This window comes from Pseudideonella sakaiensis, assembly GCF_048320135.1.
In the GTDB taxonomy this organism is placed as follows: domain Bacteria; phylum Pseudomonadota; class Gammaproteobacteria; order Burkholderiales; family Burkholderiaceae_C; genus Ideonella_A; species Ideonella_A sakaiensis_A.
In genome coordinates this window covers 816,634-829,726 of the sequence record NZ_CP182947.1, presented here as the reverse complement: position 1 = coordinate 829,726, position 13,093 = coordinate 816,634, and the positions used below count along the sequence as shown (strand labels likewise).

Below are 13,093 nucleotides of genomic sequence, written 5' to 3'. Positions count from 1 at the left end.
ATCTTAGTCAGCGCTGCAGGTGGTCGGCCAATACCCGCGCCACATGGACCGCTTCGCGGCCGGCGCCGTCGGCGATCTGGTGCCGGCAGCTGGTGCCGTCGGCAACGACGATCGCGTCCGGCGCCGCGCGCACCGCCGGCAGCAGCGCGAGTTCGGCCATCTGCAGCGACACCTCATGGTGCGCGGCTTCGTAGCCGAAGCTGCCGGCCATGCCGCAGCACGAGGTCTCGATCAACTTCGGCTCGGCGCCGGGGATCAGACGCAGCACCTCGAGCACCTCCGGCATCGCGCCGAAGGCCTTCTGGTGGCAGTGGCCGTGGACCAGGATCGGCTGGCTGGCCGCCCGCAGCGCCGGCGCAAAACGCCCGGCGGCCGCCTCGCGGGCCAGGAATTCCTCCAGCAGCAGTGCATGCGGCGCCAACCGCGCAGCGCCATCGCCAAGCCCCATCACCAGCCATTCGTCGCGCAGCGTCAGCAGGCACGACGGCTCGAGCCCGACCACCGGCAGCCCGGCGTCGACCAGCGGCAGCAGGCTGGCGAGCGATTCGGCGGCTGTCGCCTTTGCGTCGTCGGCCATGCCGGCGGCGAGTTTGGTGCGGCCGCAGCACAGCGGCTTGCCGTTCGCGCGGGTCGCGACAAACACGTCGTAACCGCCGGCCTGCAGCACCAGCACTGCGTCGGCCGCATTGTCCGATTCGAAAGCGCCGTTGAAGGTGTCGACAAACAGCACCACCGCCTTTGCCGATGCCAGCGCCTGATCCCGCGTCACCAGGCCAAGGTCGTTTTCCCGGGCGGTGAAGTTGTCGCGCCGCCACTGCGGCAGCCGCCGCCTGGTCGATATCCCGAGCCAGCGCTCGGCGAGCGCCGGCATCCGGCCCGGCAGGTTGAACAGCCACGGCAGCCGGGCGGCAAGCGGCGCGATGTCGGGCAGCCGGCCGATCAGCCGGTCGCGCAGGCTGATGCCGTGGCTGGCGGCGCGCTGGGCGGCAAATTCGAGCTTCATCTTGGCCATGTCGACGCCGGTCGGGCAGTCGCGCTTGCAGCCCTTGCAGCCGACGCACAGCTCGAGCGCCTCGGCGACCGCATCGCTGGTGAATCCGGTATCGGCGCCGAGCTGCCCCGACAACGCAAGCCGGATCGTATTGGCTCGGCCACGCGTCAGGTGCTGTTCGTCGCGCGTCACCCGGTAGCTCGGGCACATCGTGCCGGCGTCGAATTTGCGGCAGTGGCCGTTGTTGTTGCACATCTCGACCGCCTTCGCGAGGCCGCCGGTGTTGTCGCCACCGGTTCCGGGCGCGGTCGTCGCCTCGGTGACCGGGTCGTTCTGCACATTCCACGCCGACCAGTCGTAGACCGGCGTCAGAGGGATCGTCCGATAGGCCGGCGGAAAGCGGAACAGCGATGCATCGTCCATCTTCGGTGTGGCGACGATCTTGCCCGGGTTCAACAGGCCGGCCGGGTCGAGGTGGCGCTTGATCTCGCCGAGCGCATCGTCGAGCGCCGGGCCGAACTGCCAGCGCACCCACTCGCCGCGGCACAGGCCGTCGCCATGCTCGCCGCTGTAGGCACCCTTGTATCTGCGCACCAGTTCGGACGCCTCCTCGGCGATCGCCCGCATCCGGGCCGCACCGTCGCGCCGCATGTCGAGGATCGGCCGCACATGCAGCGTGCCGACCGAGGCATGGGCATACCAGGTGCCGCGGGTGCCGTGGCGGGCGAAGACCTCGGTCAGGCCGTCGGTGTAGTCGGCCAGGTGCTCGAGCGGCACCGCGCAGTCCTCGATGAAGCTGACCGGCTTGCCGTCGCCTTTCAGGCTCATCATGATGTTCAGGCCCGCCTTGCGGACTTCCCACAAGGCCTTCTGCGCCGCCTCGTCCGGCATCTCGACGACGCTGCCGGGCAGACCGAGGTCGGCCATCAGCTCGACCAGCCGGGCCAGCCGGCGCAGCAGCTCGCCGCGCTCGTCGCCGCTGAATTCGACCAGCAGGATCGCCGCCGGTGCGCCGATCAGCGCCCGCTCGATCACCGGCCGGAAAGCCGGATTCGCGCGCGCCAGCTCGATCATCGTGCGGTCGACCAGCTCGACCGCAGTCGGTTCCAGCTTGACGATGTGCTGCGCCGAATCCATCGCGGCGCGGAAACTCTCGTAGTTGACGATGCCGAGCACCTTCGCGCGCGGCAGCGGCGCCAGTTTCAGCCGCAGCCGCTCGGTGATCGCCAGCGTGCCTTCGCTGCCGACCAGCAGGTGGGCGAGGTTGACGCTGCCGTCGTCGGTATACGGCCGCTCGCTTTGTGGCCGGAAAATATCGAGGTTGTAGCCGCCGACGCGGCGCAGCACCTTCGGCCAGCGGGCGTCGATCTCGGCGCTGTGCCGCTCGGCAAGCCCGCGGACAAACTCGGCGATGCCGCGCTCGCGCGCGCCGAGCTGGCCGACAGGGCCGAACGAGACCAGCGTGCCGTCGGCCAGCCAGCCGTCGATGCCGGCGACGTTGTGCACCATGTTGCCGTAGGCGATGCTGCGCGAGCCGCAGGAATTGTTGCCGGCCATGCCGCCGAGCGTCGCCTGCGCGCTGGTCGACACATCGACCGGGTACCACAGGCCATGTTGTTTCAGCTGCGCATTCAAGTGGTCGAGCACGATGCCGGGCTCGACCTCGGCAATGCGTTTGTCGGCATCGACCGACAACACCCGACGCAGGTATTTGCTGTGGTCGATGACCAGCGCGGCGCCGGTCGTCTGGCCGCACTGCGAGGTGCCGCCACCGCGCGACAGCAGCGGCGTGCCGAGTTCGCCGGCGATGCCGATCGCCGCTGCGACATCGTCGGGCGTGCGCGGCACGAAGACGCCGGTCGGCATGATCTGGTAGATCGATGCGTCGGTCGCGTAGCGGCCGCGCGATGCGGCGTCGAACGCGACCTCGCCGGCGGTATCGCGGCGCAGCCGCCGTTCGAGTTCGGCGGCATTGGCCTGCGCGGCGCGCTGCAGGCCGGGCGTGAAGGGCGCATTCATGCGGACACCTTGGCCATCGGTACTGCGCCGCGCTGCAGCAGTTCGAGCACGGTATCGCGCTTGTTGTTCAGGTGCTGCACCAGCAGCGCGCGCATCCCGGCGCCATCGCGCCTGGCGAGCAGGGCAACCATCTGCTCGTGTTCATCGACCGCCTGTGCCCATTTGCGTTCGTCGAAATTGGAGCGGAAACGCAGCGCCTGCAGACGCGCATTGACGGTGCGGTAGGTGCGTGTCAGCACCGGATTGCGCGCCGCGGCATTGATGCGCTCGTGGATCGTCGCATTGAGCCGGTAGTAGGTCGACAGGTCGCGGCGCGTGAAGGCAGCCAGCATTTCGAAATGCAGCGCGCGGATCTCGGCCAGTTCGGCGTCGCCGATGCGCTGCGCGGCGAGTTCGCCGGACTGCCCCTCGAGCCCGGCGATCACCTCGAAGGTGTCGATCACGTCCTGCTGCGACAACTGCGCCGCGACCGCACCGCGGTTCGGCAGCAGCTCGACCAGGCCTTCGGACGCCAGCGTCTTGATTGCCTCGCGCAACGGCGTGCGCGAGACCTGCAGCAATTCGCTCAGTTCACGTTCGTTCAGCTTCGCGCCGGGCGCGATCTGGCCTTCGACGATGCGCTGCCGCAGCCGCACCGTGACCTCCTGGTGCAGCGCCTGCCGGGGGATCGACAGCAACTCGGCCATTCGGGTTATTCCTTACTTGTATGCAAAAAAATGCGGTGGGAGCCGCGGCGATTCTAGGTGAGAATGGATCGCGACTGCATTTTGTATGCAAATTGACCCGGAGTTCCTATGCTGAGCCTGGACAGCCACCCGAGTGGCCGCCACTTCCTGCAGATCCCTGGCCCGAGCCCGGTGCCGGACCGCATCCTGCGTGCAATCAGCTTGCCGACGATCGATCACCGCGGGCCCGAATTCGGTGTGCTCGGCAAGGCCGTGCTGGCCGGTCTGCAGCAGGTGTTCCAGACCCGGCATCCGGTCGTCATCTATCCGGCGTCGGGAACCGGCGCCTGGGAAGCGGCGCTCGCCAATGTGCTGAGCCCGGGCGATGCGGTGCTGATGGTCGAGACCGGGCATTTCGCGACGCTGTGGCAGAAGATGGCGCTTCGGCTTGGCCTCGAGCCTGAATTCCTGACGCTGCCGGGCACCTGCGAGCAGACCGGCCTACCGTGGGCATGGCGGCGCGGCGTCAGCGCGGCGCTGATCGGCCAGCGGCTGCACGAGGATCGCGAGCACCGTATCAAGGCGGTCTGCGTCGTCCACAACGAAACCTCGACCGGCGTCACCAGCGACATCGCTGCAGTGCGCAAGGCCATCGACGCTGCCGGCCATCCGGCGCTGCTGATGGTCGACACGATCTCCGGCCTCGCCAGCGCCGAATACCGCCACGACGAGTGGGGCGTCGACGTTGCGATCAGCGGCTCGCAAAAGGGCCTGATGCTGCCGCCGGGCATCAGCTTCAATGCGCTGTCGCCGAAGGCGCTCGAGGCCTCGCGCAGCGCGAAGCTGCCGAAATCGTTCTGGGCCTGGGACGAGATCGTCGAGATGAACCGCAGCGGCTATTGGCCGTATACGCCGAATACCAACCTGCTGTACGGGCTGCACGAATCGCTCGAGATGCTGCTCGGCCAGGGCCTGCCGGCGGTATTCGCCCGTCACCAGCGCTGGGCCGCCGGCGTGCGCAGTGCGGTCGAGGCCTGGGGGCTGCCGATCCAGTGTGCCGACCCGGCGCTGTATTCGCCGGTGCTGACCGGTGTGATCACGCCGCCGGGCGTCGATGCCGACGCGCTGCGACAGCTGATCCACCAGCGCTTCGACCTGTCGCTCGGCACCGGCCTCGGCCGCGTCAAGGGCCGCATGTTCCGCATCGGGCACCTCGGCGACAGCAACGACCTGAGCCTGCTGGCCACGCTGGCCGGCGTCGAGATGGGGCTGAAACTGGCCGGCATCGAGATCGCCGACAGCGGTGTCACCGCGGCGATGGCCTATTTTTCATCGAACCCGGCGCCAAGACCGGAACCAACGGCCGCGGCCTGAGCGCGGACCTCGTTTTTTACCCACGGAGACCAGATCATGACCACACGACGCACCCTTCTCGCCGCCTCATTGCTGGCAGCGATGGCGCTGCCCGCTGCTGCGCAGACCGAGATCAAGCTCGGCCACGTCGGCGGCCCCGGCTCGCTGTTCGAGCTGTCGGCCAACGAGTTTGCCCGCCGCGCCAACGAGAAGCTCGGCAACAAGGCGAAGGTCGTCGTCTTCGGTTCGAGCCAGATCGGCGGCGACAGCGAGCTGATGCAGAAGCTGCGCCTGGGCACCGTCGAGCTGGCGATCCCGTCGTCGGTGATGTCGTCGGCGGTCGACGCCTTCGGCATGTTCGAGATGCCGTACCTGGTCAAGAGCCGTGACCACATGAAGAAGATCGAGCAGGCGGTGGTCTGGCCGTCGCTGGCACCGATGGCCGAGGCGAAGGGCTACAAGATCCTCGCGGTGTGGGAAAACGGCTTCCGCAACATCACGACCAACACCAAGCCGATCGTCAAGCCGGAAGACTTGTCCGGCATGAAGCTGCGGGTGCCGCAGGGCAAGTGGCGGGTCAAGATGTTCCAGGCCTATGGTGCAAATCCGTCGCCGATGGCGTTCTCCGAAGTGTTCGTTGCGCTGCAGACCGGCGTGATGGACGGCCAGGAAAACCCGCTGACGCAGATCTATTCGGCCAAATTCCAGGAGGTGCAGAAATTCCTGTCGATGACCGGCCACGTCTACACCCCGGCCTACCTGGTCACCGGCAAGACCAAGTTCGCCTCGCTGCCGGCCGACGTGCAGAAGATCCTCGCCGACACCGCGAAGGAAACCCAGGGTTATGTCTACGAACAGGCCGCGAAGCTCGACGACGACCTGCTCGGCAAGATCAAGGCCGCCGGCGTGAAGGTCAACGAGGCCGACAAGGACGCCTTCATCGCCGCCAGCAAGGATGTCTACCAGGAGTTCGCGAAGGAAGTGCCGGAAGGCGGCAAGCTGGTCGACAAGGCGATCGAACTCGGCAAAGGCATGAAGTGAGCTGATGCCGCCGCCGCGGTGCTGAACCAGCGCCGCGGCCGTTCTGCCAATCTCGTTTCCGCCTGACTGGAGTGCGTGTGTTCGCCACCCTTCGAAGCGCCTTCGAGCGCATCCTGACCGCCTTCGTGATCCTGCTGCTCGGCAGCCTCGCCTTCGTGGTGCTGCTCGGCGTCGTCTGCCGCAAGCTGGAGATTCCGCTCGTCTGGTACGACGAGGGCGCATCGATCATGCTCGCTTGGCTGACCTATTACGGCGCCGCGCTGGCCGCGCTGAAACGCGCGCACATCGGCTTTCCCGGCATGGTCAATGCAATGCCGCCGCAGTGGCGGGTGCCGGCGGTCTGGTTCGGCGAGATCTGCGTCGTCGTCTTCTTCGGGCTGCTGAGCTGGTTCGGCTACCAGGTGCTGACGATCCTGCACGGCGACACGATGGTCAGCCTGACCTGGGTGCCAACGGCACTGACGCAGTCGGTCATTCCGATAGGCGGCGCGCTGTTCGTGATCGCGCAACTGCTGAGCCTGCCCGAGGTGCTGCAACAGGCCCGCGGCAGCGGCATCGTCGACCACGAACAGGCGCCGGTCAAAGAGGTGCTGCAGTCGTGACAGCGCCGGATGAGCGGAGCCCTTGGTCGAATGCTTCCGAAACGACCGATTGCGGCCCGGAGCGGATATCCGGCGCCTGGGCCGTGCCAGACTTTGTAGGAGGGGCTTCAGCCCCGATTCGGCGTGATGGCACAAGCCGACACAGAGCGGCGCGGCGGGCGGTACCAGCGGTGACGGAATGCCTTCCGAGGACCGAGAGCAAGGCGCGGTCGGGCGGCCGCTGGCGCTTAGATGCTTGCCCTCGCGCAGGGCGCTCGGGTTCCCTGCGATGCTCGATCTTGTGGCCCGTCGCGGAAACTCGCTGCACTCGCTTCGCTCGTTCCGCTCAAACAGTCCGCGACAAGTCAGTTGTTGATGCTCGCTGCGCTCGCGGGCCACAAGCCCTGGCCTTGCAGGCCGCACCGGGCCTTGCGGCCTGGTCGCTCGCAAGGCACAAGGGGTCCCCCGGACCCCTTGTGTCCGTGCTCGCCTTCTCGGCTGCGCATATGCGCGCCAGCAGCCACCCGCCCACGCCTTTGCGGCAGCGTCGAGGACTTCGACGAAGTTCACCAGCGTCACTGCGCAGCAGGCGGTACCCTGCGGCGAAGACCTTGGTGGTGCTGGGCGAGGGCGTTGGGCGGCCGTCTGGCGGAGGTAAAGGAGGAGACGCCCGGCCGTCAGGCCGGGCGGCGGGGGACACGCAGCCAGACGGCTGCCCGACGGCCTCGTCCTCACGCAACTTGCACAACATGCACCAGCCCGAATCGGGGCTGAAGCCCCTCCCACAAAACAATGCAAGGCGCGGCCGTCCGTCGGCCGCCTGCACGAACCCGCTCACCTGCTGGAGCCTGTGAAATGATCGTCGGAACGATGTTCGTCGGCCTGGTGGGGCTGATCCTGTTGAATGTGCCGATCGCGGTGTCGCTCGGCATCGTCGCGATGGGCGCGATGGTTTATTCGGGGGGCATGGAGTCGCTGCTGAATGCGGCGATCGTGATGTTCACCGGTGCGACGAGTTTTCCGCTGCTGGCGATTCCGCTGTTCATCCTGGCTGGCGCGATCATGAATTCGAGCAGCCTGTCGCGGCGGCTGATCGCCTTTGCGTCGGCGTTGTTCGGCTTCGTCAAGGGCGGGTTGGCGATGATCAACATCGCGACCTCGATGTTCTTTGCCGAGATCTCCGGCTCGGCGGTCGCCGACGTTGCCGCGATGGGGTCGATATTGATCCCGGCGATGAAGAAGAAGGGTTATCCGAAGGAGTTTGCCGCGGCGATCACCTCGTCGTCGGCGACGCTGGCGGTGATCATCCCGCCGTCGATCCCGATGATCCTGTATGCGGTGATGGCCGATGCGTCGGTGGTGCAGCTGTTTGTCGCCGGCATCGTGCCGGGGGTGTTGTGCGGCGGCGCGATGATGGGCCTGTCGTACTGGTATGCGAAGAAGCGCAACTATCCGGTCGAGGAAGTCTTCGAGTGGGCCAAGGTCCGGCGCACCTTCAAGGATGCGGCCTGGGCGTTCATGCTGCCGCTGATCATTCTCGGCGGCATCTTCGGCGGCGTCGTCACCGCGACCGAAGGCGCTGCGCTGGCGGTGCTGGCGGCGCTGTTCATCGGCGGCGTGATCTACCGCGAGCTCGACCTGAAGCACCTCTATGCGTCGATGATCGACGGCGCGACGCAGACCGCCACCGTGATGCTGCTGGTGGCAGCATCGGCACTGCTTGGCGTTTATCTGACCGAGCAGCAGATCCCGCAGCAGCTGGCCGCCTGGCTGTCCGGCATCACCAGCGACAAGATCGCGGTGCTGGCGATCCTGAATGTATTTTTCCTCGTGATCGGCCTGTTCCTGCATTCGGCCGCGGCGATCATCCTGGTGGTTCCGATCGTGATGCCGCTGGTCAAGACGGTCGGCATCGATCCGGTGCATTTCGGGCTGATCGTCACGCTGAACCTCGGCATCGGCCAGCAGACCCCGCCGGTCGCGAGCGTGCTGATGGCCTCGTGTTCGATCGCGAAGGCCGACATGTGGAAGGTCACGCAGGTGAATCTGCCGTTCATCGGCGTGCTGGTCGCGACGCTGCTGATGGTGACCTACGTGCCGGCGATACCGATGTTCCTGGTTGATCTTTTCTACAAGTGATGGTGGCGAGCCGGAATCAGTGGGAGGGGCTTCAGCCCCGCTTCGGGCTGCTGCCACGCGATCAAATCGGGGCTGAAGCCCCTCCCACAAGAATTGCACTGACATGAAAGAAATTCTGGTTCACAGGGCCGAAGACAACCCGGCCATCGCCACCGTCGTGCTGAACCGGCCGGACAAGCTGAATGCGCTGACCAAGCCGATGTGGCAACAGCTCGGCAACACGATGCGCGAACTGTCGGCCGACGACAGCGTGCGCTGCGTCGTGATCCGCGGTGCCGGCGGCAAGGCCTTTGCGCCGGGCAACGACATCTCCGAATTCGAGACCGAACGTTCCAATTCGGCGCAGGGCAGGGACTATGGCGCGATCCTGCATGGCTCGCTCGGCGCGATTGCCGATTGCCGGCATCCGACGCTGGCGCTGATCGAGGGCATCTGCGTCGGCGGCGGGCTCGAGATCGCCGCGTTGTGCGACATGCGCATCTGCGGCGAATCGAGCCGCTTCGGCGTGCCGATCAACAAGCTCGGGCTGGTGATGGCGCACGCCGAACTGGCGGCGCTGGTGCAGCTCGCCGGCCGCGCGACCGCGCTCGAGATGCTGCTTGAAGGACGGGTCTTCGGAGCGGCCGAGGCATTGCAAAAACGCCTCGTCAACCGGGTCGTTGCCGATGCCGATGTCGAGCGTGAGGCCTATGCCGCGGCCGCGCGGATCGCCGCCGGGGCGCCGCTGGTTGCGCGCTGGCACAAGCAGTTTCTGCGCGAAATCGAATCCGGCGTGCCGTTGACGCAATCGCAGCGCGAAGAGGGATTTGCCTGTTACGACACCGAGGATTTCCGGATCGGCTACCAGGCATTCCTGGCCAAGCAGACGCCGGAATTCGTCGGCAGGTGATGACGATGAATGCCCGCAGCGCAACCGGCCCGCTGGCCGGACTGAAGGTGCTCGAACTGGCCCAGATCATGGCCGGCCCGAGCTGTGGCGCCTTGCTCGCCGACCTCGGCGCCGATGTCATCAAGGTCGAGAAGATGCCCGGCGGCGACGATACGCGGCGTTATGCCGAGCCGCAGGTCAACGGCGAGTCGGCCGCGTTCATGATGATGAACCGCAACAAGCGCTCGATCGCGATCGACCTGAAGACCGAAGGCGGGCGGCAGGTGCTGAAGCGGCTGGCCGCCAGCGCCGATGTGCTGACCGAAAACTACCGCCGTGGCGCGCTCGACCGGCTCGGCGTCGGCTACGACGATCTGCATTTGCTGAATCCGGCGCTGATCTATTGCTCGATCTCCGGCTACGGCCGCAGCGGCCCGGCCGCCGACAAGGGCGGCTTCGACCTGATCGCCCAGGGTGTCAGCGGCCTGATGAGCATCACCGGCGAGCCCGGTGGCCCGCCGGTCAAGGTTGGCAGCCCGGTCACCGATCTGAATGCCGGGATGCTCGCGGCGCTCGGCATCGTCTCGGCTTATGTGCACCGGCTGAAGACCGGGCAGGGCCAGTTCGTCGATACCTCGCTGATGGAGGCCGGCATTCACCAGACCGCATGGCAGGCGGCAATCTTCTTTGCGACCGGCGTGTCGCCGGGCCCGGGCGGCTCGGCCCACGTGCTGGCCGCGCCTTACCAGGCATTCCCGACCAGCGACGGCTGGATCAATATCGGTGGCGCGAACCAGTCGAACTGGGAGCGTATTGCAAAGGTTGTCGGCGTGCCGGAGCTGGTCGCCGACCCGCGCTTCGTCGACAACAGCGCGCGGATGGCGAATCGTGACGAGCTGGCGCGCATGCTCGGCGAGCAGTTGCGCCGGCACTCGACTGCCGACTGGCTCGCGAAGCTCGATGCCGCGGGGATACCGGCCGGGCCGATCCAGTCGATCGGCGAGATGGCCAGCGACCCGCAAACGCTGGCGCGCGAGATGGTCGTCGATCTCGACCATCCGGTGGCCGGGCCGACGAAGGCGCTCGGCGTGCCGGTCAAGTTCAGCGCGACGCCGGGCAACATCCGCCGGCCGGCGCCGACCTTCGGCCAGCATACGCGCGAGGTGCTGCGCGAACACGGTTTTGGCGCGGCCGAGATCGATGCCTTGCGCGAGGCCGGGGCGATCGCCTGATCGGCACAGCCGAGGGCTTCGGCGGCAGTTCACTGCCGGCACCTCGGCAAGACGTTGAAACCACCGGGCAAAGCCGGGCGCGGCCGCGAGACGCGGTCCGCGCCGGTGGCTCAGGCTGCGGCGCCCGGCTGCTTCTGCGGTCCGCGGGTCATCTTCGCGAGCAACAGCGATGCGCCCGCCAGCACCGCCGCCAGCATCAGCAGTTGCACGTGGCTGACGCCCATGTCACCGCCGCCCGGCAGCGCCAGCGACATGCCGGCAGCAAACAGCAGCAGCCGCGAAACCCAGCCAGCGGCGCCATCGCCGAGCCGGCCGAAGCCGACCAGGTAGCTCTCGAAGGCCGACGCGATCAGCTGGATGCCGACAAACGCGGTGATCACGACCACCACGATGTCGATCGGCTCGCCGCGCATGATCAGCGCCGGATTCAGCACGAAGAAGAACGGCACGAAATACATCGTGCTGCCCAGGCGCATCGACTGCAGGCCGACCTTGATCGGCGCGGCGCCGGCAATGCCGGCGGCGACGAACGAGGCCAGTGCAACCGGCGGCGTGATGAACGACACCATGCCCCAGTACATCATGAACAGGTGGACCGCCACCGGATCGAAACCGGCAGCAACCAGCGGCGGCGCCAGCACGATCGCGAGGAAGATGTAGCAGGCGGTGATCGTCATCCCCATGCCGAAGATGAAGCTGGTGATCGCACCCATCACCAGCAACACGTAGATGTTGTTGCCGGCCAGATAGACCAGGTCGTTGGCGAGCGTGCCAGCCAGTCCGGTGACCGACAGCGAGCCGATGATCAAGCCGACGCCGGCGAGCAGTGCAGCCAGTTCGGCGAGCGACTTCGTGACGCCTTCGAGCAACTCGAACATCCGCTTCGCGCTGAGCCGATGCCGCGGCCAGACCTGGTTGATGATCAGCAGCAGCGCGGTGGCGTAGAACGGTGCGATCGCTTCCTGCTGCAGCACCAGCAGCATCCAGACCAGCAGCACGAAGACGAAGATGTATTGCCAGCCCTCGAGGATCGTCGCCTTGATCGATGGCAGTTCGATGCGCGGCAGGCCTTTCAGGCCGCGCTTTGCCGCATAACCGTCGATCTGCACGAACAGGCCGAAATAGAACAGCAGCGACGGCACGATTGCCGCCAGCACGACGGTGGCATACGGAATGCCGAGAAAGGCCGCCATCACGAAGGCGGTGGCGCCCATGATCGGCGGCATCAGCACGCCGCCGGTCGATGCGCAGGCCTCGACGCCGCCGGCATAGGCGGGCTGGAAGCCAGTGCGCTTCATCGCCGGAATCGTCACGACGCCGGTGGTCAGCACGTTCGAGACGACGCTGCCGGACACCGAACCCATCAGTCCGCTGGCGAAGATCGAGACCTTGGCCGGGCCGCCGCGCACCTGGCCGAACAGCGCAAACGCGAGGTTGTTGAAGAATTGAGCCGCGCCGGTGTATTGCAGCACCGCGCCGAACATCACGAAGCCGATCACCAGTTCGCCGAAGGCGCGCATCGGAATGCCGAGCACGCTTTCACTGCTGGTGAAGTGGTAGGCAGCGGTGGTGTGGAAGGGCTGCGGCAGGCCGGAGATCGGGCCTGGCATCTGGCCGGCAAAAATCGGGTACAGCGAGATCAGCGCGACGACGACGAAGACTGCGGTGCCACCGGCACGCCGGGTAGCCTCGAGCAGCAGCAGCCAGCCGACGCCGGCCACCCAGACCGCCAGTGTCGGCGCGAGAAACTCCCAGGCCTCCGACAGGATGCGGTGCGCATTGAATGCGAAATAGCAGAACACCGCGATCGACAGCAGGTAGCACAACGCGTCGTACCACGGCACGGCATCGGTGCTTGCTTTCGAATGGGCCGGCAGGAACAGGAAGACCGGGCCGACCAGCAATGCGGCGAGGTAATACAGGTAGGCGTTGTCGAGCAGCGTGTAGTCGACGAAAAAACCGAGATTCAGGATCTTGTTCAGCGCCAGCACGATCGCAGCGACGCCGGTGATCACGATCGCGGTGCGCCAGCCGCTCGACAGAGTGCGGTGGCGTTGCTCCGGCGGAGCAGGTGTTGCGGGAGCGGCTGCTGGGCTTGTCGTCACGGCGTGTTGTCCTGTTGTTGTTCTTCTAACTCACGGGCCGTCGATGGATTCCATCGACGGCCGCGCCAAGAAAAAATCCGATCCGCACCGTCGGTGGGA

General features: G+C 66.7%; 9 protein-coding genes. 6 read left to right on the top strand and 3 right to left on the bottom strand.

Going from position 1 to position 13,093, the window contains the following annotated elements; all coding sequences use genetic code 11:
- Positions 1 to 7: 7 nt before the first annotated feature.
- Together ACNH6H_RS03660 and ACNH6H_RS03655 are read right to left on the bottom strand one after the other, a co-directional pair.
- Positions 8 to 3,010, bottom strand: a complete 3,003-nt coding sequence (locus ACNH6H_RS03660; protein WP_418315720.1) for an FAD-binding and (Fe-S)-binding domain-containing protein — start codon at positions 3,008 to 3,010, stop codon at positions 8 to 10.
- Positions 3,007 to 3,696, bottom strand: a complete 690-nt coding sequence (locus ACNH6H_RS03655; RefSeq protein WP_418315718.1) for a GntR family transcriptional regulator — start codon at positions 3,694 to 3,696, stop codon at positions 3,007 to 3,009. Before ACNH6H_RS03655 ends, ACNH6H_RS03660 begins: the two co-directional genes overlap by 4 nt.
- Positions 3,697 to 3,804: 108 nt before the next feature.
- Between ACNH6H_RS03655 and ACNH6H_RS03650 the strand changes: the two genes are divergently transcribed.
- The 6 genes from ACNH6H_RS03650 (at position 3,805) to ACNH6H_RS03625 (ending at position 10,889) form a co-directional block, all read left to right on the top strand.
- Positions 3,805 to 5,049: a pyridoxal-phosphate-dependent aminotransferase family protein gene (locus ACNH6H_RS03650; RefSeq protein WP_418315717.1), complete on the top strand. Its 1,245-nt coding sequence runs from the start codon at positions 3,805 to 3,807 to the stop codon at positions 5,047 to 5,049.
- Positions 5,050 to 5,085: 36 nt separating this feature from the next.
- Complete coding sequence (locus ACNH6H_RS03645; protein ID WP_418315715.1) at positions 5,086 to 6,069, top strand: TRAP transporter substrate-binding protein; 984 nt, start codon at positions 5,086 to 5,088, stop codon at positions 6,067 to 6,069.
- Positions 6,070 to 6,146: 77 nt separating this feature from the next.
- Positions 6,147 to 6,671, top strand: coding sequence for a TRAP transporter small permease (locus tag ACNH6H_RS03640; protein WP_418315713.1), 525 nt, complete (start codon positions 6,147 to 6,149; stop codon positions 6,669 to 6,671).
- 834 nt (positions 6,672 to 7,505) lie between these two features.
- On the top strand, positions 7,506 to 8,789 hold the full coding sequence (locus tag ACNH6H_RS03635) for a TRAP transporter large permease (protein ID WP_418315712.1): 1,284 nt from the start codon (positions 7,506 to 7,508) through the stop codon (positions 8,787 to 8,789).
- A gap of 103 nt (positions 8,790 to 8,892) precedes the next feature.
- Entirely contained in the window at positions 8,893 to 9,678 is a 786-nt protein-coding gene (locus ACNH6H_RS03630) for an enoyl-CoA hydratase-related protein (protein WP_418315710.1), read from the top strand.
- 5 nt (positions 9,679 to 9,683) lie between these two features.
- The gene (locus ACNH6H_RS03625) at positions 9,684 to 10,889 is read left to right on the top strand and encodes a CaiB/BaiF CoA transferase family protein (RefSeq protein ID WP_418315708.1); all 1,206 of its coding nucleotides are present in this window, start codon (positions 9,684 to 9,686) and stop codon (positions 10,887 to 10,889) included.
- Between the two features lie 110 nt (positions 10,890 to 10,999).
- Here ACNH6H_RS03625 and ACNH6H_RS03620 read toward each other — a convergent pair whose 3' ends face one another.
- Positions 11,000 to 12,994 carry a TRAP transporter permease gene (locus ACNH6H_RS03620; protein ID WP_418315706.1) on the bottom strand — a complete coding sequence of 665 codons (1,995 nt, stop codon included), beginning with the start codon at positions 12,992 to 12,994 and terminating at the stop codon, positions 11,000 to 11,002.
- Between the last annotated feature and the right edge of the window lie 99 nt (positions 12,995 to 13,093).